General features: G+C 68.6%; 21 protein-coding genes. 11 read left to right on the top strand and 10 right to left on the bottom strand.

Annotated features, from left to right (window positions below):
• Positions 1-5 precede the first annotated feature (5 nt).
• The 3 genes from HEP73_RS02715 to HEP73_RS02705 form a co-directional block, all read right to left on the bottom strand.
• Positions 6-815: an N-acetylmuramoyl-L-alanine amidase gene (locus HEP73_RS02715; RefSeq protein ID WP_185815074.1), complete on the bottom strand. Its 810-nt coding sequence runs from the start codon at positions 813-815 to the stop codon at positions 6-8.
• 111 nt (positions 816-926) lie between these two features.
• Positions 927-2528: a serine hydrolase gene (locus HEP73_RS02710; RefSeq protein WP_345776846.1), complete on the bottom strand. Its 1602-nt coding sequence runs from the start codon at positions 2526-2528 to the stop codon at positions 927-929.
• 95 nt (positions 2529-2623) lie between these two features.
• Positions 2624-5416, bottom strand: a complete 2793-nt coding sequence (locus HEP73_RS02705) for a TonB-dependent receptor plug domain-containing protein (RefSeq protein WP_185822021.1) — start codon at positions 5414-5416, stop codon at positions 2624-2626.
• Between the two features lie 385 nt (positions 5417-5801).
• Between HEP73_RS02705 and HEP73_RS02700 the strand changes: the two genes are divergently transcribed.
• The 5 genes from HEP73_RS02700 (at position 5802) to HEP73_RS02680 (ending at position 12287) form a co-directional block, all read left to right on the top strand.
• Entirely contained in the window at positions 5802-7196 is a 1395-nt protein-coding gene (locus HEP73_RS02700) for a C40 family peptidase (protein ID WP_185822020.1), read from the top strand.
• Positions 7193-8296, top strand: a complete 1104-nt coding sequence (locus HEP73_RS02695) for a dipeptide epimerase (RefSeq protein WP_185822019.1) — start codon at positions 7193-7195, stop codon at positions 8294-8296. The genes HEP73_RS02700 and HEP73_RS02695 overlap by 4 nt, the downstream gene beginning before the upstream one ends.
• Before the next feature lie 1418 nt (positions 8297-9714).
• On the top strand, positions 9715-10410 hold the full coding sequence (locus HEP73_RS02690) for a L,D-transpeptidase family protein (protein ID WP_255423754.1): 696 nt from the start codon (positions 9715-9717) through the stop codon (positions 10408-10410).
• A complete protein-coding gene (locus HEP73_RS02685) occupies positions 10407-11702 on the top strand; it encodes an APC family permease (RefSeq protein ID WP_185822018.1) in 1296 nt (431 codons plus the stop codon). The genes HEP73_RS02690 and HEP73_RS02685 overlap by 4 nt, the downstream gene beginning before the upstream one ends.
• 87 nt (positions 11703-11789) lie before the next feature.
• Positions 11790-12287 carry a hypothetical protein gene (locus HEP73_RS02680; RefSeq protein WP_185815068.1) on the top strand — a complete coding sequence of 166 codons (498 nt, stop codon included), beginning with the start codon at positions 11790-11792 and terminating at the stop codon, positions 12285-12287.
• A 40-nt stretch (positions 12288-12327) separates the two neighbouring features.
• Here the strand turns inward: HEP73_RS02680 and HEP73_RS02675 are convergent, their stop codons facing one another.
• Positions 12328-12840 (bottom strand): hypothetical protein, encoded by a 513-nt coding sequence (locus HEP73_RS02675; RefSeq protein ID WP_185822017.1) that lies wholly within the window; start codon positions 12838-12840, stop codon positions 12328-12330.
• 188 nt (positions 12841-13028) lie between these two features.
• On the opposite strand from HEP73_RS02675, the gene HEP73_RS02670 reads away from it, so the two are divergent.
• Positions 13029-13334 (top strand): hypothetical protein, encoded by a 306-nt coding sequence (locus HEP73_RS02670; protein ID WP_185822016.1) that lies wholly within the window; start codon positions 13029-13031, stop codon positions 13332-13334.
• 463 nt (positions 13335-13797) lie between these two features.
• On the opposite strand, the gene HEP73_RS02665 is transcribed toward HEP73_RS02670, so the two are convergent.
• The 6 genes from HEP73_RS02665 to tsaD all read right to left on the bottom strand — a co-directional run bounded on the left by HEP73_RS02665 (position 13798) and on the right by tsaD (position 21712).
• Entirely contained in the window at positions 13798-14943 is a 1146-nt protein-coding gene (locus tag HEP73_RS02665; RefSeq protein WP_185822015.1) for a PQQ-dependent sugar dehydrogenase, read from the bottom strand.
• A gap of 195 nt (positions 14944-15138) precedes the next feature.
• Positions 15139-17316: a glycoside hydrolase family 3 N-terminal domain-containing protein gene (locus HEP73_RS02660; RefSeq protein WP_185822014.1), complete on the bottom strand. Its 2178-nt coding sequence runs from the start codon at positions 17314-17316 to the stop codon at positions 15139-15141.
• 354 nt (positions 17317-17670) lie between these two features.
• Complete coding sequence (locus tag HEP73_RS02655) at positions 17671-18612, bottom strand: alpha-E domain-containing protein (RefSeq protein ID WP_185815063.1); 942 nt, start codon at positions 18610-18612, stop codon at positions 17671-17673.
• Positions 18612-20060: a circularly permuted type 2 ATP-grasp protein gene (locus HEP73_RS02650; protein ID WP_185822013.1), complete on the bottom strand. Its 1449-nt coding sequence runs from the start codon at positions 20058-20060 to the stop codon at positions 18612-18614. The genes HEP73_RS02655 and HEP73_RS02650 overlap by 1 nt, the downstream gene beginning before the upstream one ends.
• A 117-nt stretch (positions 20061-20177) precedes the next feature.
• Positions 20178-20537, bottom strand: a complete 360-nt coding sequence (gene folB / locus HEP73_RS02645) for a dihydroneopterin aldolase (protein WP_053834075.1) — start codon at positions 20535-20537, stop codon at positions 20178-20180.
• A gap of 95 nt (positions 20538-20632) precedes the next feature.
• The gene (gene tsaD / locus HEP73_RS02640; RefSeq protein ID WP_185822012.1) at positions 20633-21712 is read right to left on the bottom strand and encodes a tRNA (adenosine(37)-N6)-threonylcarbamoyltransferase complex transferase subunit TsaD; all 1080 of its coding nucleotides are present in this window, start codon (positions 21710-21712) and stop codon (positions 20633-20635) included.
• A 122-nt stretch (positions 21713-21834) separates the two neighbouring features.
• On the opposite strand from tsaD, the gene rpsU reads away from it, so the two are divergent.
• From rpsU to HEP73_RS02615, 5 genes are all read left to right on the top strand, one after another.
• Complete coding sequence (gene rpsU, locus HEP73_RS02635) at positions 21835-22050, top strand: 30S ribosomal protein S21 (RefSeq protein ID WP_003465342.1); 216 nt, start codon at positions 21835-21837, stop codon at positions 22048-22050.
• Between the two features lie 291 nt (positions 22051-22341).
• Positions 22342-22788 carry a GatB/YqeY domain-containing protein gene (locus HEP73_RS02630; RefSeq protein ID WP_185822011.1) on the top strand — a complete coding sequence of 149 codons (447 nt, stop codon included), beginning with the start codon at positions 22342-22344 and terminating at the stop codon, positions 22786-22788.
• 132 nt (positions 22789-22920) lie between these two features.
• Positions 22921-23835, top strand: coding sequence for a YihY/virulence factor BrkB family protein (locus HEP73_RS02625; RefSeq protein ID WP_185822010.1), 915 nt, complete (start codon positions 22921-22923; stop codon positions 23833-23835).
• Between the two features lie 66 nt (positions 23836-23901).
• The gene (dnaG, locus tag HEP73_RS02620; protein WP_185822009.1) at positions 23902-25641 is read left to right on the top strand and encodes a DNA primase; all 1740 of its coding nucleotides are present in this window, start codon (positions 23902-23904) and stop codon (positions 25639-25641) included.
• A gap of 282 nt (positions 25642-25923) precedes the next feature.
• Positions 25924-26907 carry a bile acid:sodium symporter family protein gene (locus tag HEP73_RS02615; protein ID WP_185822008.1) on the top strand — a complete coding sequence of 328 codons (984 nt, stop codon included), beginning with the start codon at positions 25924-25926 and terminating at the stop codon, positions 26905-26907.
• The last annotated feature ends 86 nt before the right edge of the window (positions 26908-26993 follow it).

The following is a 26993-nucleotide window of genomic DNA, read 5'->3' as shown; positions in this document are numbered from 1 at the left end:
CAGCGCTACGGCACGTCCTGTTCCAGCGCCGGGGTCGGCTGTGGCTGCGGTCGCGCCTGCGCCGGCTGGGTCAATGCATGGAGGATGCGCAAGTCCTCGGCATCGAACGCGGTGGCGTCGTTGCCGCGGTAGTGGTGGTGGAAGGCGCGCAGCGTGGCCGCGCGGTCGTCGAGCGGATAGCCGATCAATGCCAGCGCCTGCCACGGGTCGAAACCGGGCGGCGCCGGCGGCGTGTCCGCGGCGGGCCAGCGGCCGAAACCAGCTTCGGCCAGACGCTTCCATGGAAACAGCGGGCCCGGATCGACCTTGCGCGTGGGCGCGAAGTCCTCGTGCCCGACCACCTGCGTGCGCGGGATGCGCAGCCGCGTGCACAGATCCTCCAGCAACAGCAGCAGGCTGTCGATCTGCGCGGGGGCGAACGGGGTCTTGCCGTCGTTGTCCAGTTCGATGCCGATCGAGGCGGAATTGATGTCGGTGATCGTGCCCCAGCGCCCGGCGCCACCATGCCAGGCGCGGCGTTCGTCGCTGACCAGCTGATAACGCTTGCCGTCGCGACCGATCAGGTAGTGCGCGCTGACCTTGCCCTTGCTGTTGTGCGAACGCAGCGTGTCCAGGCTGCGCTGCACCGAGTCCTGGTCGGTGTAATGGATCACGATCAGGATCGGCCGGCGCAGATCCTGGTTCGGCGACGGCACCCATTCGGCCAGCGGATTGCGCTGCGGCGCGTGCGCGCAGGCGCCGAGCAGGGCGACCAGCGCCAGCGGTGCCAGCCAGCGGATGCGGGGCGATGCGGGAGTGGGAAAGCGTCGGGTCATGGAGAGGATTCCGGGGTATCTGACAGTGAGCAGCAAGCGCAAGCAATAGCAGTATCTGGAAACTTGTGAACGAGATGCTTGTTGTGGGAGGGACTTCAGTCCCGACAGGCCTTACCGCTGAAGCGTCGGGACTGAAGTCCCTCCCACAAGATCAGGACAGGATCTCACCCGCACGAACTCCAGGTCGGCATAGTCGTAACTGAAATCCGCATCCGGATCGACATGCGCCAGTTTCATCCGCTGCGTGCCCTCGGCACCGACAGCGAAGTCCAGCCACGGCTCCGCATCGACGCTGGCGTCGTCCCAATCCACCAGCCAGCGCGCGCCGGCCTGCATGACCCGGCCGCGCAGCAGCGGCGACTTGCGCGCCTGGAAGCGCAACACGTCCTGCTGCGGGCATAGCACGACCTCGCCGAACCACGGATCGCGCCACACGCCTTGCCGATCGCGCGACGCGGCGCTGGCGACCGGCACGCGCGCAGACGTATCCACCGCGGCAGGCGCCGCCTTGCCGGCATGCGCACGCGCGCGCTCGAGCAGCGTGGCGTAGTGCTCCACATCCAGCGTACGTTCGCCGGGACGGGTGAAATGCTTGAGCAGCGCCTCGCTCAACACGGTACGCATCTCGCCGCCCTCGCCGTTGCTGAGAATGACGAAGCCGCTGCGCCGATCCGGCAGCAGCACCAACGCCGAATACATGCCCATCAGGGTGCCTGTATGCGCGACCTGCCACTGCCCGTCCGCATCGGAGAGGCGCCAGCCGTAGCCATAGCCGTACAGGCGCGTGCCGTCCCAGTCGCGCATCTGCGCGGAGATCGGCATCGGCGTGTGCAGCGTCCACAGCGCCTGGCGCTGCGCCGGCGACAACCACGCCGCGGTATCGCCGTCGGGCGACAGCCAGGCGCGCATCCAGGCCAGCATGTCGTCGAGACTGCAGCGCACGCCGCCGGCCGCCATCGACGGCGTATCCGCGATCCGCGCCGGGTCCGCGCGCACTACCACGTTGGCCTCGCCCTGGCGCATATGCGGCTGGGCGACGTTGCCGACCGCATCGCGGTCCCAGGCGCCGACCTGGCAACGCTGCATGCCCAGCGGCGCGAATACCTGCTCGCGCAGCAGCTGCTCGTAGGGCTTGCCGCCGGCGCGCGCGGCCACTTCGCCCGCGACCACGTACAGCAGGTTGTCGTAGGCGTAGTGCGCGCGGAAGCTGTGGGTCGGCTTGAGGTAGGCTAGCCCGGCGATGATGTCGGCGCGGCTGAACGCATTGGGCTCCGGCCACAGCATCAGATCGCCCGCGCCCAGGCCCAGGCCGCTGTTGTGGATCAGCAGGTCACGCACCTGGATGTTGCGCGTGACCCACGGATCGTACATGCGGAATTCCGGCACATACCGGGTCACTGGATCGTCCCAGCGCAGCTTGCCGGCATCGACCAGCCGCGCCAGCAAGGCGGTGGTCATCGCCTTGCTGTTGGAGGCGATCTTGAACAGCGTCTGCCCATCGATGCGCTCGCCGCTGCCGGGACGCAGTTCGCCGGCACTGCGCGCGTAGACCAGCTCGCCGTTGTCGATCACGCCGACCGCCAGCCCCGGCAACCGGTAGCGCGTCATGGCCTGCTCGAACAGGCGGTCGAACTCGGCGTGCGACGGCAGCGCATTGGCAGCGCCGTGCGCAGCCGCCGCGACTGCCGGCCATGCCAGGCAGACGGCGAGCAAGCACCTGCGCATCCACCCCGCGCTTGCTGCGTTGCGCGCTGGCGTCCCCGGCCTCGTCGTCTCCAGCGTGGCTGTGTCGCCTCGCACGCGCGTCCTCAAAAGGTGTAGGTGAAGTTGGCGTACAGCTGTCGCCCGATCGCACTGTACACGCGCGGGAAGTACGGCCAGGCGGTGTAGGTGTCGTCGCGCGGATGGATCTTGTCGAACAAGTTGAGCACGCTGATGCCGAGCGTGGCCTTGGCGGTGATTTGCTTGGCGATGTCCGCGTTCCAGATCACGTACGGCGCCACGCGTCCGCTCTCGGCGTAGTTGGGACGCGAGCCGTAGCGGTAGCCGTACAGGCTGGTCGACCAGTCGCCGATGCTCCAGTTCGCACGCCAGTTGGTGCGGGTGCGAAATGCCAGGTAATCGACGTCGTTCATCACGTCCACCGGCTTGGCCCCGGCGAACTGCGCCACTTCCATCTTCAGCACACGGGTATAGCCGGCCTGCAGCCCGAACGCGCCCCAGTCGCCAAGGTCGAAGTTGTAGCGCAAGTTGGCGTCCACGCCGTCGGTGCGCATCAACGACTGGTTGATCGGGAAGGTCTCGAACGCGGTGATCTGGCCTTCGGCGGTGAGGTCGGTACCGGGGCTGCGGGTCACCGACTGGATGTAGAACTGGCAGGCCGCCGATGCGGTATCGACCGCATTGCCGGCGCGGTCGCTGCCGAGCAGGCAATTGGCGTTGTTCTCCAGCAAGGTCTCGCTGGAGATCGACTCGACCCGGCCTTCCAGTTCGATGCGGTAGTAGTCCGCGCTCAGCGACAGGGTCGGCAGCACGTCCCACACGAACCCCAGCGTGGTCGACTTGCCCTTCTCCTCTTCCAGCAGCGGATTGGACGACTGGGTGGAGAAGGTCTGGTACTCGTGCGCAGCCGAGCAGGCATCGGACAACGGATCCAGGCCGTCGCGGCGGCACAGGTATTCGTCGGTGACGGTGGGATTGTTGGCGCTGGTGCCGGCGTAGATCCACAGCAGGTCCGGCGCGCGGAAACTGGTGGCGTGGCTGCCGCGCAACAGCAGGCTGTCGAACGGCCGCCATTCCAATCCCGCCTGCCAGGTGGCGGCATCGTCGACCGCGGTGATGTCGTCGTACTTGTCGTAGCGCGCGGCCAGCGTCGCGCTGAGCCGGTTGAAGATCGGCACGCGCAGTTCCAGGCCCGCGGCGTAGCGGTCGCGCGGGCCGCCGCCCGGGGTCTGGGTCAGGTTGTAGATGCGCTCGCTGCCGGTGTAGTCCACGGTGGTGCGCGGATCCGGGGCGAGGTCGTACTTCTGCCGCGCCGCCTCCAGCACGGTGGCGATCTGCACCATGCCGGCCGGCAGCGCGAACAGGTCGCCGCTGAAAACGAACTGGGCCTGGTCGGTACTGGATTCGCCGCGGCTGACCACCTCGGTGGTGAGCTGGTCGTACAGCGCCGCGCTGCCCGGCGCGAACAGCTTGTCGGCGTAGAACTCGCGGATCTCGGTGCCGTCGGGCCGATAGCCGAGCACCGGCCCCATGTAGTAGTCGCGCACCGCGTTGGTGAGGAAGCGCGGGCGCCGTGTGGTGATGTCGTAGCGCGACATCGACACGCTCGCGTCCCAGTCGAAGCGGCCGTCGAACAGCTTGCCGCGTACGCCGGCGTTGAGGTTCCAGGATTTCTCGTCGTACTCGATGTTCTTGATCCCGCCGACTTCCGACGGCAGGAAGATGCGCTGCGCGGTGACCAGGCCCAGGTCCGGATCGTAGACGGTGAACGCACCCTCGCCGATGTAGTAGTGGGTCTGGCTGGAGCTTTCGTCCTTGGAGCGGTTGGCCAGCACCTGCGCATAGCCGGTGACGTCGTCGCTGAAATCGAAACTACCGGACAGATACCCAGAGGTCTTGCCGTAGCCGTTCTGCACCGAGCGGCCTTCGTAGTAGCCGAACGCGCCGCAACGGTTGGCCGCGGCCAGGCTGTCGGCGGTCTTGTACGGTCTGAATGCCGGATTGGTCGCCGTACACGCCGCGTCCAGCGCGCCGGCCGACGTGGACAGCGCGCCGCCACTGGGCCACAGATAGGTGTTGCCGCGGCGCAGATAGACGCCGGAAATCGAGGCATTGGGGCTGGCCGGATCGGCCTTGTTGCCGGGATGGTCGTCGTACGAATCCAGGAAGTCGCGCTGGCTGGCGACGATGGCTTCGCGGTCCAGCCGTTCGAACGCGTAGGTCAGGCTCCAACGATCGCCGGTACGCCCGCCGCTCCATTGCAGCTGGCCGCTGTCGCCGCCGCCGCGTGTGGTGGTGCCGCCGCGCAGGCGCAGCGTGTCGCCGCTGAAATCGCGCTTGGTGATGATGTTGACCACGCCGGCCACCGCGTCGGAACCATAGATCGCCGAGGCGCCGCCACTCATCACCTCGATGCGCTCCACCGCCGCCGCCGGAATGCTGCCCAGGCTGACCGCGGTGCCGTTGGCGTTGTAGGACTGCGGGTAGTCGGCCATGCGCTTGCCGTTGAGCAGGATCAACTGGTAGCCGGGTCCCAGGCCGCGCAGGTTGAGGTACTGGCCGTTGGGCGAACTGCCGGTCTGGTCGCTTTCGTTGAAGGCGCTGCCGCTGAACTGGGTCAGCGTGCCGAGCGATTCCCACACCGTGCTGAAGCCCTGCTTCTGGATGTCCTGCGCGGTGATGACGGTCACCGGCGCCGGCCCTTCCACCTGCGAGCGCGCGATGCGCGAACCGGTGACGGTGACCTTGTCCAGGTCGCGCGTCGCGATGGCAGTGTCCTGCGCCGCGGCGAGCGGCGGCAATGCGCATCCGGCCAGCAGCGCGAGCGTGAGGCGGGACGGTCGGAAGTGGCAACGGGAATGCTGGACTCGGGTGGGCATGCGGCTCTCTCCTGCGATCGACGACGGACGCTGACGACGGCGCCCCAAGTCGACGCAGGCCGGCAGCCGGCCGCCTTCCCTGGGCACCCACGCGGACAACATGGCGCACGGCCGTAGCACGGCGCCGTTTTCTGTAATCGCTACTTTCCCCAGGTGCGGATGCCCAACAGCGCCCCCTGCGACGTGCGCCCGTGATCCCCAGGCTAGCGCCTCGCTGCTGACGGGAACGGCGCCTGTCGCCACCGCTTCCTCGCCCCTGCGTTTTGGTTTAGCACGGTGCGAAATCGCATGTCAATCGCGCATTCTTGACAAGCATCATCGAGAAAAAGACTATTCGGAAGCCGGCGCGCAGCGGTCCGGCACTCCTTCCACCGCCCGGGGTCCGATGAATACGATGCGTGGCCTGTGTCTGTTACTGGCCGCCACATTCAGCGCGCCCATCGCCGCGGCCAGCGTCGCCGGCGAGACGCCGTTCCAGTTGCAGGCCAGCCAACTGCAGCCGGAGTACTGGATCGCGCGTCTGCCCGAGGCGCAGCGCCCACTGCTCGACACGGCGCAAGTGCAGGCCTTCAACGCGCATCTGCTGCGCCACGATGCCTCGATGCACGACCTGCAGGCGCTGCCCGAGCGCTACAGCGCAGCGCAGGTACGCGCGCACGTGCTGGCACTGTCGGCGCCGCCGACGCGCACGCTCTACGACGCGAGTGGCGCCACGCTCGATGCCGCGCAGCTGACCGCCCTGCAGTCCACGCTCGCCCTGGACACGATTCCCGCGCAGATCGCGCCGCGTTACGCGCTGGTGGTGCGCCGCGCCGATCTGCGCACCTTCCCGACCCGGCAGCGCGTTTTCAGCACCCGCGACGACCACGACATCGATCGTTTCCAGGAATCGGCGCTGTATCCCGGCACCGCGGTGGCGATCCTGCACGCCAGCCGCGACGGCCAATGGCTGTTCGTGCTGGCGCCGAACTACGCGGCGTGGATCGAACGCGAACGTGTGGCCGAAGGCGAACGCGCCACGGTGCTGGACTACGCGCAGCGCACGCCGCGGCTGGTGGTGACCGGCGCGCGCGCGCTGACCGCGTTCACACCGGAACTGCCAGCGGCGTCGCACCTGTCGCTGGACATGGGCAGCAGCCTGCCGCTGCTGCAGGATTGGCCGGCGCAACAGGCGGTCAACGGCCAGTCGCCGCTGGCGGCCTACGTGGTGCAACTGCCCTTGCGCGACGACGATGGCCGCCTGCGGCTGGCGCCCGCGCTGATACCGCGCGGTGCCGACGTCGCCGCCGCGCCGCTGGCGGCGACGCAACGCAACCTGCTGCGGCAGGCCTTCAAGTTCCTCGGCGAACGCTACGGCTGGGGCAACGACTACGACGCGCGCGACTGCAGCGGCTTCGTCTCCGACGTCTACCGCAGCCTCGGCATCGCCTTGCCGCGCAATACCGGCGACCAGGCGCGCAGCCCCAGTCTCGCCAGCGTGTCCTACGTCGCTGCCGCGCCGCTGGCGCAGCGGCAGCAAACACTGGCGCAGCTGCAGGTCGGCGATCTGGTGTACATCCCCGGCCACGTGATGATGGTGATCGGCCACGACCGCAGCCACACCTGGGTGATCCACGACGTGGCCGGCGCCAGCTACCGCGACGCGTCCGGACAGTTGCAGCGCGCGCGCCTCAACGGCGTCTCGGTGACGCCGCTGGAACCGATGCTGCTGGGCGACGGCACGCCCTTCATCGACCGCATCACCCGCATCCAACGCGTCCGCCCGATCGCCCCCGAATGAAGATCACCGACATCCAACTGGGCATGCTGCGCGTGCCGCTGAAGACCCCGTTCAAGACCGCGCTGCGGACCGTGGAGACGGTCGAAGACGTGGTGGTGCTGGTGCACACCGACAGCGGCCACATCGGCTATGGCGAAGCGCCGGCCACGGCGCCGATCACCGGCGACACCCATGGTTCGATCATCGCGGCGATCGACCGCTTCATCGCACCGCGCCTGATCGGCGAGGACGTCGCCGACCTCAACCGGATCACCGGGCGGATCGAGGGCGCGCTGGAGCGCAACAGCAGCGCCAAGGCCGCGGTGGAGATCGCGGTCTACGACCTGTGGGCGCAGCTGTACGGCGCGCCGCTGTACAAGATGCTCGGCGGCGGCAAGCCGGCCATCACCACCGACATCACCATCAGCGTGGACGCCATCGACAAGATGGTGGCCGATGCGCTGTCGGCGCTCGCGCGCGGCTTCGCGGCACTGAAGATCAAGGTCGGCAAGGACATCGACGTGGACATCGCGCGGGTCAAGGCGATCCATGCCGCGGTCGAAGGCCGCGCCTCGCTGCGGCTGGACGCCAACCAGGGCTGGACGCCGAAGCAGGCGGTGTACGCGATGCGCACGCTGGAAGACGCCGGGGTGGCGCTGGAGCTGCTGGAGCAGCCGGTCAAGGCCCGGGACATCGACGGGCTGAAGTACGTGACTGAGCGCGTCAACACGCCGGTGATGGCGGACGAGAGCGTGTTCGGGCCGGCGCAGGTGGTCGACCTGATCCAGCGCCGCGCCGCGGACATCGTCAACATCAAGCTGATGAAGACCGGTGGGCTGTCCAACGCGATCCGCATCGCCGACATCGCGGCGTTGTACGGGGTGGAGTGCATGATCGGCTGCATGCTGGAGTCGAGCATCAGCGTGGCGGCGGCGGTGCATTTGGCGGTAGCCAAGGCCGACATCATCACCAAGGTGGACCTGGACGGCCCATCGCTGGGCCTGTTCGACCCGGTACAGGGCGGGGTGATTTTCAACGAATCGCAGATCACGATCACCGACGCGCCGGGTCTAGGCATCCGCGAGATCCGCAGCCTGGAACTGCTGCCGCCGCGCGGGTGATCTGGGCGTGTTGGCGCATTCGCTGCAATGCGCACGGCCGATGCATGCGACAGTTTTCATCGCGAACACGCTTGCCATCACCACGTACGGCGGCCGGCGCCGGTGCGCGTCAGTGCTGACGACCCCGTGACGTAGGCACGCACCTGGAACCCCAAGCCGACCACAGTTGCCACCTTGCTTCGGCTTCGGCTTCGGCGTCGGCTTGCTTTGCCCCTGCCCTGCTCTTCTTAGCTTGGCTCTGCTGTGCTTCTGCTCTGCTGTTGCTTCTGCTGTTGCTTTTACCGGGTTCCCTTCCGCAGCGGCGGATGGACCGGGGAAAAACCCGAAGGGCGGCGCACAAGGATGTGCGCCGTTCGCGGCAGGGGCAGGATGCCCCTTCCGCGAATCCCCGGTGCATCCGCGGACCCGTAGCGCGCAGCGCGGAGGGCGCAAGGCAGGGCGTGCTTTCTTTTGGTTACTTTTCTTTGCACGAGCAAAGAAAAGTGACCCGCCAAGGGCGGAAGCCTTTGCTTTGCTGTTTGCTTGGGCATTTGCTTTTGTAGGAGCGGCTTCAGCCGCGACACCTTCCTGACAGGATCAGTCGCGGCTGAAGCCGCTCCTACAATGATTCCTCCATCCATCACCATCACCATCGCCATCGCCATCGCGTAAGCAAAGGCAAAGGCAAAAGCTTTCGCCTTACGGCGAGTTACTTTTCTTTGCTTGTGCAAAGAAAAGTAACCAAAAGAAAGCACACCCTACTGCGCGCCCTCCGCGCTGCGCGCTCCGGGTCCGCGAATAGGACGGGATTCGCGGAAGGGGCATCCTGCCCCTGCCGCGAACGGCGCACATCCCTGTGCGCCGCCCCTTCGGGGTTTTTCCCGCCCTATTCGCCGCTGCGTAAGGGACCCGGTAAATCAAGATCAAAAGCAAAAAAGCAACGGCAACGGCAACCGCAGCCGCAGCCGCAGCAGCCGCAGCCGCAGCCGCAGCAGCGCAGCCACGCCACACGATCGAGCTGCGCAGCAAGCCCACCGAGCTTGCCGCGTCGTGCACTACCAACAGCCCCTCAGCACACCACAACACTATCGGCACACCAATCCACCGCGCCTGCCGACACCACACAGACGGTCTACGTGCATGATCCCGCGCCGCACAGCGAACAACTGTTGTACCTTGCAGCATTGCAGCATCTGCTCGACTTCTCGGCCGTGCCGATGCGCCAAATCCACCCCAACCGCAGGCGTCAGCTGGCGGTGAACCTGCAGCAGGCCAAGCCCCTGCTCGATGCCAAATCGCGACCGGAGATGCGCATGCCGAAATTCCCATGGTTGTCCGCCCTGACGCAGATCGGCAGCGTCCGCCGCAACTGTCTGGCGGCCATGGCACTGCTGTGCATCGCCGTGACCGGCACCTGCCTGGCCGCCACCGGCGACACTATGCCGCCGGCACTGCAGCAGGCGCGCCAGTTGGTGCTGGTCGTGGCGCCGGACTGGGACAGCCCGCGCGGGCAACTGCAGGCGTTCGAACGCACCGCGCAGGGTTGGCGCGCGCATGGCCAGCGCTTCGATGTCGCGCTCGGCCGCAACGGCAGCGCCTGGGGGCTGGGCCTGCATCCGGCGCAGGCCGACGGTCCGCAGAAGCGCGAAGGCGACGGCCGCAGCCCGGCCGGCGTCTTCACCATCGGCGAAGCGTTCGGGTATGCGCAGCGCATCGACAGCGCGCTGCCGTACCAGCCGATGCAGCAGAGCAGCTATTGCATTGACGTGCCCGATTCGCCGCTGTACAACCGCATCGTCGACGCCGACCGGGTCGGCGCCGACGCGGTGGCCGGCTCGACCGAGCCGATGCGCCTGGACCTGCACCACGGCGGCGATCGCCGCTACGAAGAAGGCTTCGTGATCGGCCACAATCCGCAGGCGCGGCCCGGCGCCGGCAGCTGCATCTTCGCCCACCTGTGGCGTGCCGCGGGCGAAGCCACCGCCGGCTGCACCGCGATGGAACCGGCCGACATGCAGCGCCTGCTGGCCTGGCTGCGGCCGGATGCCGCGCCGCTGTTCGTGCTGCTGCCGCGCAACGACTACGAGCGCCTGCGCACCGCCTGGGCACTGCCTGTCGTGGAGCCGGCACCATGAGCAACGCCCCCGAACCGAGCCTGGTCCGCGCGGTCAGCCGCTGGCAGATCGTCGGCCTGTCGATCAACGACGTCATCGGCAGCGGCATCTATCTGCTGCCCGCCGCCACCGCCGCGCTGCTCGGGCCGATGAGCCTGTGGGCGGTGCTGCTGGCCGGGCTGGCGGTGGGATTGCTGGTGCTGTGCTACGCGCAGGCCGCCAGCTATTTCGACGAACCTGGCGGCAGCTACCTGTATGCGCGCGAGGCGTTCGGCCGCTTCGCCGGCTTCGAGATCGGCTGGATGATCTGGCTGACCCGGATCAGTTCCGCCGCCGCGCTCGGCAACGGCCTGGCCGATGCGGTGGTGCGCTTCTGGCCGGCCGCGGCCGGCGGCGGCGCGCGCCTGGCGATCGTGGTCGGCTCGCTCGGCCTGCTCACCGCGATCAACGTGATCGGAGTGAAATCGGCCGCGCGCACCGGCGTGGCGCTGGTGATCGGCAAGCTGGTGCCGCTGCTGCTGTTCGTGGCGATCGGCCTGTTCTACGTGGACTGGTCGTGGGCGTTTTCCGGCCAGGCGCCGGACCCGCGCGACTTCGGCAACATGGGCGAAGCGGCGCTGCTGTTGCTGTTCGCCTACGCAGGTTTCGAGAACATCCCCGCCGCCGCCGGCGAATACCGCAATCCGCGCCGCGACGTGCCGTTCGCGCTGATCACGATGATCGTCACCGTCACCCTGATCTACGCCGCGGTGCAGGTGGTCGCGCAGGGCACGCTGGCGAACGTGGCGCAGTCGGCGACGCCGTTGGCCGATGCCGCCAGCGGCTTCGGCGGCGAGATGCTGGCGCTGATCCTCACCGTCGGCGCCACCATCTCCATCCTCGGCACCACCAGCAACACGGTGATGCTGGGGCCGCGCTTCCTGTTCGCGCTTGCCCAGGACGGCTACGGCCCGGCGTTCCTGGCGCGGGTGCATCCGCGCTTCCGCACGCCGGCCGCGGCGATCCTGCTGCAGGGCGTGCTGTCGCTGGCGCTGGCGTTATCCGGCTCGTTCGTGCAGTTGGCGCTGCTGTCGATGGTCACCCGCCTGTTCGCCTACATCGGCACGGCTGCGGCGGTGCTGGTGCTGGCACGGCGCTACCGCGACCGGCCAGGTGCGCTGCACCTGCCGGGCGGCCCGCTGATCCCGCTGGCCGCGTTGCTGCTGGCGCTGGCGCTGCTGCTCAGCGCCAGCTGGCAGAACCTGGCCGCGGCCGGCGTGGCGCTGCTGGTCGGCGCGCTGTTCTACCGCTTCCCGCGCAAGGTGGCGGCGTAGGGCCTTCACGCGGCCTTGCGCCGCTGTCACGTGCGGGTAACCGCATCGCTTCGACTCTGGGCGCCAGCCTCAGCGATGGAGTCCGCGATGAAACTACGCCACGTCTACAGCGCCCCCGATCTGGCCACCGCCACCCGTGCCCTGCAGGCGGCGCGCGGCGCCGGCATCGACAACGACGACCTGTCGTTGATCGCGCGTAGCGACATCGAACTGGACGCGATCCCCGACGAACGCAAGGACGTCAAGACCGACACCTTGCCCGCGGCCGCACGCGGCGCGCTGGGCGGCGGCGCGGCCGGGCTGCTCGCCGGACTGGTGGCGATCGCGGTGCCGCCGCTGGGCATCACCCTGGCCGGCGCCGGGGTGATGGCCATCGCCGGCGCACTGGTCGGCAGCTGGTCCTCGGCACTGGTCGGCGCCACCGTGCCGGATCCGGTGCGGCGCAACTTCGAAGAGGAAATCGAGGCCGGCCGCATCCTGGTGGTGGTCGAGGGCGAAGCGTCGCAACTCGATGCCGCCGATGCCGCACTGCGTGGCGCCGGCACGATCGCGCTGCCCTACGAGTCCGCCGCTGCCGCGCAATGACGCCGTCCTGCGCGTTGCAGGCGGCACAGGATTCGCGTTGCTAGGATGCTTGCGTCGGCGCCAGCGCGCGCATGCGCAGCAGCAAGCCGCCGGTGTGCACCAACGAATACGCGATCAGCACCGAGGCGATCGCCAGGGTCAGCGGGCTGGCGTTCTGCAGCGACTGTGCGCTGCCGCCGGAAAACGCACCGCTGGCCCAACGCCACGCCAGGCGTCCGATCAGCAGCACGCTGAGTCCGGCGCCGATCCAGGGGTTGGGCGTGTAATAGCGCCGGCCTTCGATCACGTCGATGCGGGTGTGATGCAGGGCGAAGGCCCCCAACGCCGCGCCGGCCAGGACTCCCAGCGCCATGCCCAGACGGACCGGCGGCACTACCGTCGCCAGATAGGTCAATCCTGCCGCCGCCAGCGACAGCAGCAGCATCCGCGCCACGGTCCGCCGCGGCTGCCATGGCTGGCGGCCGAAATAGCGGCGGATGCGCCGGTAGTACATCCAGCCGATGCCGGCGGTGGCCAGGTACGGGGTGAGCAAGGCGATACCGGTGGCGGCCATGGAATCCTGCGGCAGGCAAGGCGGAGTTGCCGGATCGTAATCCATCCGCGGCCCGCCGCGTAGCCGGCGTCGGCGCGGCGAACGGAATCGATCGCGCCTGCACGCTTCATGCCTCGATCACGCGATGCTGGAATCGCATTAACGGCGCCGTCGCTAACGTCGGAAGCCACACTGCATAGGAGACGACGATGAGCGTTCCGTATCAGATTCCCGGCCGCGCGCCCAACGACGACGATCGCAGCCTGGTGTCGCAATACTGGCGCGAGCGTTTCGCCGAGGAGCCGTACTACAGCGACGGCGAACGCTTCGAGGACTACGAGCCGGCCTACCACGCCGGACACGAGGCGCGCATACGCAATTTCAATCTGGCCTACGAACAGGTCGAGGCCGAACTGCACCGCAACTGGGACAGTACCAAGGGTTCGCAGACCCTGAGCTGGAGCAAGGCCCGCCATGCGGTGCGCCGCGCCTGGGAGCGGGCGGGCCAGGATTGATTGGGTGATCACGGCTGGAAGGGCTGCCGTCGCGGGTGTGTCGGTGGCCTTTCCGAATCGTGTCGCAGTTATCGACGTGGCGCGGGTTCGGTTTGCGTGCGATTTACGATGAGCCTGTGCGTTTCGGTAAGCGTCTCATGCGGACAGTTTTGGTCGCGGCTGAAGCCGCTCCTACACGAGCCGCGCAGCCCACCTTGTAGGAGCGGCTTCAGCCGCGACCGAACGCCCGATTACTGCCGCAATGCAAACCATTTCCCAAGCAATCGGCCACTGCCACAGACCTCACCACGCCGCTCTGAGCGGCCCAGCAACAGATTATCTATTGGCTCTGCTTCTATTGGCTCTGCTTCTATTGGCTCTGCTTCTATTGGCTCTGCTTCTATTGGCTCTGCTTCTATTGGCTCTGCTTCTATTGGCTCTGCTTCTATTGGCTCTGCTTCTATTGGCTCTGCTATGGGGTGCATCAGCTCTCCACCGGCTGCAGCTTCAGCAAACGTCCGCCGCTGCCGTCTTCCAGCAGCCACAGCGCGCCGTCCGGGCCCTGCTCCACTTCGCGGATGCGCTTGCCCATGTCGTAGCGCGCCGCTTCGCGGGCGTTTTCGCCGTTGAACTCGATCCGTACCAGCGACTGCGACGAGAGCCCGCCGATGAAGCCGTTGCCGCGCCACTGCGGGAAGGTGCTGCCGCTGTAGATCACGAAACCGGCCGGCGAGATCACCGGGGTCCAGCTGACCTTGGGCGCGGCGAATTCCGGGCGCGTGGAATGGTCGGGGATCGGCCGGCCGTCGTAATGGTCGCCATTGGAGACGATCGGATAGCCGTAGTTGGCGCCGCGCTGGATCAGGTTCAGTTCGTCGCCGCCGGACGGGCCCATCTCGTGTTCCCACAGCTGGCCGTTGGCGTCGAAGGCCAGGCCGAGCACATTGCGATGGCCGAGCGACCACACCTGCGCGGCGACCCCGCCGCGGCGCGCGAACGGGTTGTCGGCCGGCACGCTGCCGTCGTCGTTGAGGCGCACGATCTTGCCCAGGTTGCCGCTCATGTCCTGCGCCGGATCGAACTTCTGCCGCTCGCTGGAGCTGATCCACAGCTTGCCGTCCGGCCCGAACGCCAGGCGGTGGCCGTAATGGCCCTCGCCAGACACCTTGGGCTGCTGGCGCCAGATCACCTTCAGCTCCGACAGCGCACCGCCGCCATCGTCGTCCAGGGTCAGCTTGGCGCGCGCCACCGCGGCGCCGCGGGTATCGCCGCTGCCGGCCTCGGCATAGCTCAGATACACCCAGCCATTCTGCGCGAAGCCCGGATGCGGCAGCACGTCGCCGAAACCGCCCTGGCCGCCGTAGGCGACCGAGGGTACGCCGCTGACCGTGCCGGTGCGGCCGCTGGCCGGGTCGAAGCGCTTGAGCGTGCCGCGCTTCTCGCTGATCAGGGCGCTGCCGTCGGGCAGGAAGCTCATCGCCCACGGTTCATTGAAGGTGGCGAACGGCGTCGCCGAGAACGGCCAGTCGCCGCGCCGTTCGGCGCTCTTGGCGGCCGGCGCCGCATGTGCGGCGGACACGGCCAGGCTCATCACCAACGCACACGCCAAACCCAGGGAAGAACGTTGCATGACGCGCACCTATCGAATGGGGTCGAAGGCCGAACCTAGCAAAGCAAATGTGGACGGCAAGCATGCAATGGCCAAGCCGTGGCCGCGGTCACGCGCAGCGTTCGCGCGCGTAGACAGCGGCCTGCGCGCGATGCAACGGTGGGCAAAGTAAGCGTGCGCGCAGACGACCGTGACGCGGCCGCCTGCGCGCAGCTGTCAGGCGTGCGGCAGCAGCTCGAAACCGACCGGCTCGCCGCTGGCCGACGACGCGCAGACCCACAGGTCGAACAGCCCCGGCTCGGCCTCGAACCGGCCGTCGCGGCCGCTGAAGGCCAGGCAGCGGCGATCCAGGGTGAACACCACGTCCATGCCCTGCCCCGGCGCCAGCCGCACCTTGCGGAAGCCCTTCAGTTCGCGCACCGGGCGCACCCGGCTGGCGACGCGGTCGTGCACGTACAGCTGCACCACTTCCTCGCCATCGCGTTCGCCGACGTTTTCGATGCGGGTGGTCACGGTCAGGGTGTCGTCCCAGCCCATCTTCACGCGATCCAGCTGCGGCGCGCCGTAGGCGAAGCGGGTGTAGCCGATGCCGTGGCCGAACGGATACAGCGGCGCGTTCGGGATCTCGCGCCAGCGCGCCTTGAACTCGCTCATCGTCGGCAGTTCCGGCCGGCCGGTGCGCGCGTGGTTGTAGAAGTACGGCTGCTGGCCCGGGTCGAGCGGGAAGCTCACCGGCAATCGCGCCGAGGGGTTGTAGTCGCCGAACAGCACGTCGGCCACCGCCGGGCCGGTCTGCGTGCCCAGGTACCAGGTCACCGCGATCGCCGCCGCGTCGCGCACCGCGCCCTGCAGCGCCAGCGCGCGGCCGTTGCGCAGCAGCACCACCAGCGGCGTGCCGGTGGCGGCGACCGCTTCGGCCAGCGCCTGCTGCGCCGGCGGCAACACGATCTGCGTGCGCGACTGCGCCTCGCCGCTGTAGCGCTGCGGCTCGCCCAGCGCCAGCACCACCACGTCGGCGGCGCGCGCCGCGGCCACCGCGGCGTCGATGCCGCCGTCCAGCGGCGCTTCCAGTTCGCAGCCCGGCACCACGTTCAGCGCGTCGGCGTCGTCCAGCGCGGCGCGCACGCCGGCTTCCAGGGTCACGTAGCGGGTCTTGTCGCCGAACAGGGTCCAGCAGCCCTCGATGTTCTCGCGGTCCTGCACGAACGGCCCGATCAGCGCGATGGTCTGTCCGCGCTTGCGCAGCGGCAGCACCTCGCCATCGTTCTTCAACAGCACGATCGAGCGCCGCGCCGCATCACGCGACAGCGCGTCGTGCGCGGCGATGTGCGACTGGTCGGCCTCGCGCTGCGGATCCAGCGAGCGGTACGGATCGTCGAACAGGCCGATCGTTTCCTTCAGCGCCAGTACCCGCCGCACCGCTTCGTCCAGCGCGGCCATCGGCACTTCGCCGTCGGCCACCAGCGACGGCAGGTGCGCGGCGTAGAAACCGCTCTGCATGCTCATGTCCATGCCGGCCAGGAACGCCTTCTTGGTCGCGTCGCGCTCGTCGGCCGCATAGCCGTGCGCGATCAGTTCCATGTCGGCGGTGTAGTCGGAGATCACCACGCCGGGGAACTTCCATTCGCCGCGCAGGATCTCGGTCAGCAGTTCGTGGTTGGCGCTGGCCGGCACGCCGTTGATGTCGTTGAACGAGGTCATCACGCTCAGCGCGCCGGCGCCGAACGCGGCCTGGAACGGCGGCAGGTGCACGTCGCGCAGGGTCTGCGGGGCGATGTCCACGCTGTTGTATTCCATGCCTGCGGCGACCGCGCCGTAGGCGGCGAAATGCTTGGGCGTGGCCAGCAGCGCGTCGTGCGCGCGCAGGTCCGGGCCCTGGAAGCCGCGCACGCGCGCGGCGGCGAACGCGCAGCCCAGCACCACGTCCTCGCCGGCGCCCTCGGCGCCGCGGCCCCAGCGCTGGTCGCGGGCGATGTCCACCGCCGGCGCATAGGTCCAGTGGATGCCGGCGGCGGTGGCCTCGATCGCGGTGGCGCGCGCGGTGCGCTCGGCCAGCTCCGGCTCGAAGCTGGCGGCCTCGCCCAGCGGGATCGGGAACACGGTACGCATGCCGTGGATCACGTCCGCGGCCAGGATCACCGGAATGCCCAGGCGGCTCTCTTCCAGCGCGGTCTGCTGGATCCGCCGCCCCAGTTCGGCGCCCACGCCGTTGAACAGCGAGCCGACCAGGCCCGCGCGCACCTGCTGCAGCACCTCGTCGGCATTGCTGACGTTCGCTTCCGGATTCACGTCCGGCGCGAACGGGCGCACCATGTCGGCGAAGACGCCGAGCTGGCCGACCTTCTCTTCGACGGTCATGCGGGCGATGAGCGATTCGATACGATCCGAAGCCATGGGGTCCTTTGAGAAAACGTTTACATAGCCGTCAATTCTAGCTCTCCGGCCAGACGAAAGAGCAAATCCCGGCGCCGGATCCGCCTATTCAGGAAACTGTCTACCGTTGCACCGCCGCCGCCGACCAACGCCGCCATACGCCCCCGCATCCCGCTGCTGAACCGTTTTGCGGCGCGAGCGTCGCAAACAAGCACTGGCCGGCACTGGCGCCTCGCGCCCGGCGGGTGCGGCTGCGATCGTAGCGGTTCTGCCCCTCGGCCCATGCCGGATTGCGTCTCAACTGCCTTGCGACGAGCTGGCCGCGCAGCCTGCCGGCAACGCAAGGCGACCGGCACCGCGCCGGCCACCCACCACTCAGGAGCTGAAGTAGGCCTCTGCGATCGCGCTGTGCAGGTAGCCGAGGTGGGTCTGGATCTCGTCCATGAACTCGGCCGGATTGTGCCGCGCCAGGTAGGACGGGTCGGCATTGCGCACCAGCCCGTTGATCCGCATCAGCGCCCGCTCCACGTTCGGCCGCGGCGGCATGGTCGGCAGGATGTGCTGGGCGCGGGTCAGGCAGAAATGCACGCTGCGCGGGAAATCGTTGTTCTGCAGCAGGAAGCGCAGCGCATGCTCACCGGTGACGCGCTGGCGCACGTGGCGCCGGTACATCTGGTAGGCGGCCAGCGAGCGCAGCACGCTCATCCACTGCATGTTCTGGTAGGCCTCCAGATCGTCGGCCTTGCGCGGGGTGATCAGGCCCGAGGCGCCGGCATCGATGATGCGCGTGGTCATGTCGGCCTGTTCGATCGCCGTGCCCAGGCGCAGGAACTGGAAGCCGATGTCGCGGCTGACGTTGGCGGTCAGCAGGCCGGACACCTTCAGGCAGGCGTCGGTGACGTGGCCGAGGAATTCCATCCGATAGCGGCGGCCGACGCTGCGCTCGCCGTTGGCATCGATGTACAGGTGCAGGTCGTTGACCGCCTCCCACACTTCCTGCGGCAGCGTGTCGCGGATGCCGCGCAGCAGCTCGCGCGCCTGCCGCGCCGAACTGCGCAGCGAAGACGGATTGCGCTCGTCCAGCAGCAGGAAGCGCACCACGTCGGCATCGCCGACGTCGTCGCCGGCGTTCGGGAACCAGACGTTGAAGATCTCGCCGGCGCCGACCGTGTCGATCATCGGCCGCCAGGCGAAACGCACCGAGCGCGGCAGGTCCAGCTGCAGCAGGCTGCCCACGCCGACCAGCCGCGCGGTGGTCTCGGCGCGGCGCACGTAGCGGCTGAACCAGTAGAGGTTGTCGGCGACCCGCGACAGCATCAGTCCGTCTCCTCGTCCAGGTCCACCACCCAGGTGTCCTTGGCGCCGCCGCCCTGCGAGGAATTGACCACCAGCGAGCCCTCTTCCATCGCCACCCGGGTCAGCCCGCCGGTGGTGACGTAGACGTCCTCGCGCGACAGGATGAACGGGCGCAGGTCCAGATGTCGCGCCGACGGGCCGACCTCGGTCACGATCGGTGCGGTGGACAGGCCCAGCGTCGGCTGCGCCATGTAATTGCGCGGATCGGCCTGGATCAGCTTGCGGAACTCCTCGCGCTGGCGCTTGGTCGAGCGCGGACCGATCAGCATGCCGTAGCCGCCGGATTCGTTGGCCGGCTTCACCACCAGTTCGTCGAGGTGCTCGAGCACGTACTTGCGGTCCTTGTCGTCGTGGCACAGGTAGCTGGGCACGTTGGGCAGGATCGGCTCTTCGTCCAGGTAATAGCGGATCATCTTAGGCACATAGGCGAACACCACCTTGTCGTCGGCCACGCCGGCGCCGGGCGCATTGGCCAGCGCCACCTTGCCGGCGCGCCAGCTGCGGATCAGCCCGGGCACGCCGAGTACCGAATCGGGGTGGAACACTTCCGGATCGATGAACAGGTCGTCGACCCGGCGATAGATCACATCGACCCGGCGCGGCCCGTAGATGGTGCGCATGTAGGTGCAGTCGTCGTCGGCGACGAACAGGTCGTCGCCCTCGACCAGCTCGATGCCCATCGCCTGCGCCAGGTAGGCGTGCTCGAAATACGCGCTGTTGAAGATGCCCGGGGTCAGCAGCGCGATCACCGGCTGGTCGCCGGGACGCGGCGACAGCGCGGCCAGGGTGTCGTACAGCTGCGCCGGATATTCGTCCACCGGCAGGATCGCGCTGGTCTCGAACAGTTCGGGAAACACGCGCTTGGCGACCATACGGTTTTCCAGCATGTACGACACGCCGCTGGGAATGCGCAGGTTGTCTTCCAGCGCGTACAGCGTGCCGTCGGCGTCGCGCACCAGGTCCGAACCGCAGATATGCGCCCACACGCCCAGCGCCGGGGTGATGCCCACGCACTGCGGACGGAAGTTCACCGAATGCTCCAGGAGCATCGCCGGGAACACCTTGTCCTTGACGATGCGCTGCGCGCCGTAGACGTCGCCGATGAACAGGTTGAGCGCGCGCATGCGCTGCTTCAGTCCGGCCTCGGTGCGTTGCCACTCGCGCAGCGGGATCACCCGCGGAATCAGGTCGAACGGCAGCGTGCGATCGACGTTGCGGCCATCGGAATAGACGGTGAAGGTGATGCCCATGACCCGTGCGGCGACATCGGCGGCGAGCTGGCGCTCGGACAGTTCGCGGCCGGACAGGCTGGACAGGTATTCGATGACCCGGCGGGCGGCGGGACGCGGCTGACCATCTGCCTGGATCAGCTCGTCGTAGGTGGCCGTGCGGTACTTGCTCCAGTCCATCGTGCCCCGTCGGTGTACGCCACCGGGCGCGAGCGGCCGAGTGTTGCGTTGCACAGCAACATGCCCGGAACCGGAATGAGCGTCAAGCGGCTGCGGCGATGCCGCGTCGGTTCGCGCTCAGCCGGCGTCGCGGCTGCGTTCGATGATCACGCCCACCGCCTGCGCGCCGCGCACCGCCCCCGGCTTGCTCAACTTCAGCCGCAGCCAGCGCACCTCGAACTCGGCCAACACCGCCGCTGCGCAGCGCTCGGCCAGCGTCTCCACCAGGCCGTAGTCGGACTGCTCGACCAGCTCCACCAGGCGCTTGCTGACCGCCTTGTAGTTGAGCGTATCGGCGATGTCGTCGCTGGCCGCCGGCACCCGGTTGTCGAAGCCCATCTCCAGATCGAAGCGCAAGGTCTGCCGGATCCGCCGCTCCCAATCGTAGATGCCGATCAGCGCATCGATTTCTAGACCTTCGATGAAAACTTTATCCATTGGGGGCTGGGATTCGGGATTGGGGATTCGGGAATGGTAAGAGCAAAGGCAAAAGCAGAGGCGAAAGCAGAGGCCGGAGCCGCACGACGCCGCTTCTACGAATCCCCAATCCCCAATCCCGAATCCCGCGCTGCCGCCAACGGCGGCAGCGCCGCCATGTCCCAGCGCGGCGTCACCCGCACCGCCGCGTCGCTGGACTGGCCGGCCTGCAGGCGCAGCGCGCCGGCGAAGGCGATCATCGCGCCGTTGTCGGTGCACAGCGCCGGGCGCGGGAAGCAGGCACGGCCGCCGCGTGCCTGCGCCATCGCCTGCAGCCTGGCGCGCAGGCGCACATTGGCGCCGACGCCGCCGGCGACCACGATGGTGTCGCTGCCCGCCGCCTGCAGCGCGCGCTCGCACTTGATCGCCAGTGTGTCCACCACCGCATCCTCGAAGCCGCGGGCGATGTCGGCGCGGGTGCTCTCGCTCTGGTCGCTGCCGCGCCAGGCCAGCAGCACCTGGGTCTTGAGTCCGGAGAAACTGAAATCCAGCCCGGGCCGATCGGTCATCGGCCGTGCGAAGCGGTACCGGCCCGGCGTGCCCTGCGCGGCCAGCGCGGCCAGCTGCGGGCCACCCGGATACGGCAGGCCCATCATCTTGGCGGTCTTGTCGAAGGCCTCGCCGGCGGCGTCGTCCAGGGTCTCGCCGAGCAGCCGGTACTGGCCGATCGCCTCCACCGCGATCAGCTGGGTATGCCCGCCGGACACCAGCAGCGCCACGAACGGCGGCGCCGGCACGCCGTGCACCGGGTCGGGGTCCTCCATCAGCGGCGCCAGCAGATGGCCTTCCATATGGTGGACGCCGATCGCCGGCACCTCCAGCGCCCAGGCCAGCGCGCGGGCGACGCCGGCGCCGACCAGCAGGGCGCCGACCAGGCCCGGGCCGGCGGTATAGGCGACCCCGTCGATGTCGCGCACCTGCAGCCCGGCCTCGGCCAGGGTCTGGCGGATCAGCGGCAGCAGCTTGCGCACGTGGTCGCGGCTGGCCAGTTCCGGCACCACGCCGCCGTATTCGGCGTGCAGCGCGATCTGGCTGTACAGCCCGTGCGCGCGCAGCGCGGCCGCGCCGGACAGGGTGGTGTCGTAGACGGCGACGCCGGTTTCGTCGCAGCTGGATTCGATGCCGAGGACTCTCATGGCTGCCATTGTGGGGCCGAATCGGCGGCAGGCAAACGTCCCGCTTGCAGCCTGGAAATCAGTCGCTATAATGTGCGGCTCGCCGGGCGTGACCCGGTCACCATTGTGTCCCCGGAGATTCCATGCCCAGCGTCAAAGTCCGCGAGAACGAGCCCTTCGAGTTTGCGCTCCGTCGCTTCAAGCGCACCTGCGAAAAGGCCGGCGTGCTGGCCGAAACCCGCAAGCGCGAGTTCTACGAAAAGCCGACCCAGGAACGCAAGCGCAAGGCCGCAGCCGCGGTGAAGCGCCAGCTGCGCCGTACGTCTCGCGACGTCACCAAGCGCCAGCGTCTGTACTGAGGATCGCGGTTTGCGGTAGCGGGTTGTGCCGGTTTCGGCATCCGCTACGGTAAGCCCACCAAGCCGGCACGCGCAAGCGTCGCCGGCTTTTTGTGTGGCCTTGGATTAAGGTCCAGATCTGCGGCCAGTGCCCCGTGGCGCCCCGCCAAGGCCCAACACGCCGGTCTGTCCCGCACCGGGACCGCTTCCCGCGCCCTCCTTGCTGCCCCGCACCCGCCCTGCCCAGCCGGGACTGGCACGGCGCAGCGCCTAGAATGCCCATCCCTTCTTCCCTTTCCCCTGGAGCCCCTCATGACCCTCAAGCAGCAGCTCATCGACGACATGAAGGCCGCGATGAAGGCCCGCGACACGCACAGCCTGGGCGTGATCCGGCTAATCAACGCCGCGATCAAGCAGAAGGAAGTGGACGAGCGCAAGGAAGTCGACGATGCCGCGGTGCTGGCGCTGATGGACAAGATGGTCAAGCAGCGCAAGGACTCGGTGAGCCAGTACGCCGCCGCCGGGCGCGAGGACCTGGCGTCGATCGAGCGCGAGGAGATCGTGGTGATCGAGCGCTACCTGCCGGCCAAGCTCGGCGAGGCGGAGATCGTCGCCGCGATCCAGGCCGCGATCGCGCAGACCGGCGCCAGTAGCGCGGCCGACATGGGCAAGCTGATGGCCGTGCTGAAGCCGGCGCTGGCCGGCAAGGCCGACATGAGCCTGGTCTCGGTGCTGGTCAAGCAGCAACTGGCCGGCTGATCGCTGCGGCGGGTTTCACCCGCCTTTCGGCCGCCGGCTGCTACAACGCGGCGAGCCTGCGACACCTTTCGCGCATACGCGGGCCCGGCATCGCACGATGCCGCGCCCGTCGCAAGGCTGATCGCCGCTCCCATGTCCCTGTCGCTGTCGCCCGCCCGCCTGCAAAAACACCTGGAACGCCTGCAGCAGAGCCTGCCGGCGGCATTGCTGCGGCGTTTCGTCGAGATCGACGTGATGACCCAGGCTGCGTCGCTGTCGTTCTACGCGCTGCTGTCGCTGGCGCCGCTGCTGGTGCTGCTGCTGTGGCTGACCGCCTCGCTGTACCCGCAGGCGCAGCAGGCCTTCATCGAGCAGATCGGGCAACTGGCCGGGCACGGTGCGCGCGAAGTGGCGCAGACCATCATCGACAACGCCAAGAACCAGCCCAGCATCGGTTCGCTGGCCGGGCTGTGGAGCACGCTGCTGCTGTTCGTCGGCGCCACCGCGGTGTTCGCGCAACTGCAGAACGCGCTGAACCTGATCTTCCGCACCGACAAGCAGCGCCTGGAAGGACTGTTGGCGTGGCTGAAGAAGCGCGTGTTCTCCTTCGGCGTAGTGCTGGGGCTGGGCTTTCTGCTGCTGATCTCGATGATCCTGACCACCGTGGTGCAGGTGCTGTTCGCGCGCATGCCCTCGCTGCTGCCGGCAGTGGGCTACGCCTCCACGCTGGCGATCTACATCCTGGCCTTCGCCGTGCTCTACCACTACCTGCCGGACCGGCGCGTGGAATGGCGCCAGGCGTTCATCGGCGGCGCCATCACCGCCTGCCTGTTCGTGGCCGGCCGCTATGCGATCGGCGTGTACATCGCCACCGCCGCGCCGGGCAGCGCCTACGGCTCGATGGGCGCGCTGGTGATCCTGCTGGTGTGGATCTACTACGCCACCGTGGTGTTCTTCGTCGGCGCGCTGATCACCGCGGTGATCGACGAACGCCTGCGCTCGCGGCGCAAGCTCGCCGCGGCCGGGATCGACGCCAGCGCGATCACCGCGATTCCGCCGCAGCTGTAGCACCGCAACGCCGGGTTTGCGGCCCAATCCGTGGCGGCGGCGCGGACGCATGGCATCCTATCGCCCATGGCCCGCATCCCCGACGCGTTCATCGACGACCTGCTCGCCCGCACCGACATCGTCGAGGTGGTCGGCACGCGCGTGCCGCTGAAGCGCCAGGGCAAGGAGTACGCGGCGCGCTGCCCGTTCCACGACGAGCGCTCTGCCTCGTTTACGGTGTCGCCGACCAAGCAGTTCTACCACTGCTTCGGCTGCGGCGCGCACGGTACCGCGATCAGCTTCCTGATGAACTACGACCGCCTCGAGTTCCTCGACGCGGTCGACGAACTGGCCAAGCGCGCCGGCATGGAAGTGCCGCGCGACGCGCAACAGCGCGGCGCCGCGCAGGCCGCCGGCGACGACCATCGCGACCTGTACTCGGCGCTGGACGCGGCGACCAAGTTCTTCCAGCGCCAGCTCGACACCAGCGACAAGGCGCGCAGCTACCTCGACGGCCGCGGCGTGGACGCCGACAACCGCGCGCGCTTCCAGATCGGCTACGCGCCGGACGGTTTCAGCGCACTGAAGGACGCGCTGGGCACCGACGAACGCCGCCACAAGCTGCTCGAGCGCGCCGGGCTGTTCTCCAAGAACGAGCGCGGCCACGTCTACGACAAGTTCCGCGACCGGGTCATGTTCCCGATTTTCGACCGCCGCGGCCGGGTCATCGCCTTCGGCGGCCGGGTCATGGACAAGGACGACGGCCCCAAGTACCTGAACTCGCCGGAGACCGCGCTGTTCCACAAGGGCCGCGAGCTATACGGCCTGTGGCAGGTGCGCCAGGCCAACCAGAAGATCGAGCGGCTGATCGTGGTCGAAGGCTACATGGACGTGGTCTCGCTGTTCCAGTTCGGCGTCACCCAGGCGGTGGCGACGCTGGGCACCGCGACCACCTCCGACCACGCCGAGCTGCTGTTCCGCAACGCGCCGGACGTGTTCTTCTGCTTCGACGGCGACGCCGCCGGCCGCCGCGCCGGCTGGAAGGCGCTGGAATCGGTGCTGCCGCGGATGAAGGACGGGCGCCAGGCGTTCTTCCTGTTCCTGCCCGACGGCGAGGACCCGGACAGCATCGTGCGCAAGGAAGGCGCCGACGGCTTCGCCGCGCGCCTGCAGCAGGCCACGCCGCTGTCGCAGTTCTTCTTCGACGAACTCTCGCGCGAAGTCAACCTGGCCACGCTCGACGGCAAGGCGCGGCTGGCCGAACGCGCGCGGCCGATGCTGGCGCAGATTCCCGATGGCGCCTTCGGCGACCTGATGCGCCAGCGCCTGGCCGAGATCACCGGCATCGGCGGCCCGGCGCCCGCCGCCGCGCAGCTGGCCAAACCGCCGCCGCGTGCGGCGGCACGGCCGACGCAAAAGCGCAGCCTGGTGCGCGAGGCGATCGTGCGCCTGCTGCACACGCCGGCGCTGGCGCTGGACCTGCCCCCGCCCTACCCGTTCGCCGGCCTGCGCCTGCCCGGCATCGAACTGATGATCGAACTGCTGGAGATCGTGCACACGCGCCCGGACATCTCCACCGGCGCCCTGCTCGAGCATTTCCACGAACGCGAGGAACTGCCCGCGCTGCAGAAACTGGCGGTGCAGGAGATTCCCGGCGAAACCGCCAGCTGGCGCCAGGAACTGCACGACGTGGTGGTGCAACTGGAGCGGCAGACCCTGCAGCAGCGGCTGGAGGAACTGCAGGCCAAGCAGCGCGCGCAGGGCCTGGACGAGACCGACAAGTACGAACTGCGCGAACTGCTGCGGCTGCGGCCCGGTGCGCGCTGACCTGATGCGTCTGCCTGCGGCCACGATGCGCGCAGTGTGGATGCAGCTTGCGCGCATGGACGACCGGCACCGGGCGCGGCGCATGCGATCCGCAGCGCGCTCGCACGCGACCCTCGCCGCCAACCGTGGTCTACGATGGCCCACAGACGGCGCAACCGCGTCCTGCGTTGCTGCCGGGATCGCGCGCCATCCGCACCACGGCACAGCTGCGCACGCAGCATCGCGATCGCGCTTCCCGTGCCGCCCCTGCCGACGGTCCCCTTCGCCGAGATTCCACGCCCGATGAGCCTGCTGAAAAAACTCCGCATCGAACCCTTCACCCTGGCCCTGCTCGGCACCGTGCTGCTGGCCTCGCTGCTGCCGGTGCGCGGGCAGGCCGCGGCGATCATGGACGACGTCACCGACATCGCCATCGCCGCGTTGTTCTTCCTGCACGGCGCGCGCCTGTCGCGCGAGGCGATCGTCGCCGGCGCGCTGCACTGGCGCCTGCACCTGACCATCCTCGCCGCCACCTTCGTGCTGTTCCCGCTGCTGGGGCTGCTGCTCAAGCCGCTGTCGCACTGGCTGCTGACCCCGGAGCTGTACATCGGCGTGCTGTTCCTGTGCGCGCTGCCGTCCACCGTGCAGTCGTCGATCGCGTTCACCTCGATGGCCGGCGGCAACGTGCCGGCGGCGGTGTGCAGCGCCTCGCTGTCGAGCCTGCTCGGGGTGTTCCTGACCCCGCTGCTGATGGGCCTGCTGGCCGGCGCGCAGAGCGCGATGGCCAACCCGCTGGAGGCGATGGGCAAGATCATGCTGCAGTTGCTGGTGCCGTTCGTGGCCGGCCACCTGCTGCGGCCCTGGGTCGGCGCCTGGGTCGAGCGGCGCCGCGCGGTGCTGCGCTACACCGATCAGGGCGTGATCCTGCTGGTGGTGTACACCGCCTTCAGCGCCGCGGTGATCGAGGGCCTATGGCGCAAGACGCCGTTGCCGGCGCTGCTCGGCGTGGCGCTGGTCGCCGCACTGCTGCTGGCGCTGGCGATGGGGCTGATCACCTTCGCCGCGCGGCGGCTGGGCTTCAGCCGCCACGACGAGATCCCGATCGTGTTCTGTGGTTCGAAGAAGAGCCTGGCCACCGGCGTGCCGATGGCCAAGGTGCTGTTCGCCAGCGGTAGCCTGGGCGCGATCGTGCTGCCGGTGATGATCTATCACCAGATCCAGTTGATCGTCTGCGCCTTCGTCGCGCAGCGCTATGCCCGCGAGACGCCGACGGCGACCCAAGACTAGCGAATGCGACGGCTCGGCGCCGCCTGTCCGAGAAGTCGCGGCCGCCGCCTGCGTGCGCAACACGCCGATCTACGCGATCCGCTGTG

Source organism: Xanthomonas sp. GW, assembly GCF_014236815.1.
GTDB lineage: Bacteria > Pseudomonadota > Gammaproteobacteria > Xanthomonadales > Xanthomonadaceae > Xanthomonas_A.
The sequence above is the reverse complement of the archived record's forward strand: the minus strand, read 5'-3'. Positions and strand labels throughout refer to the sequence as shown.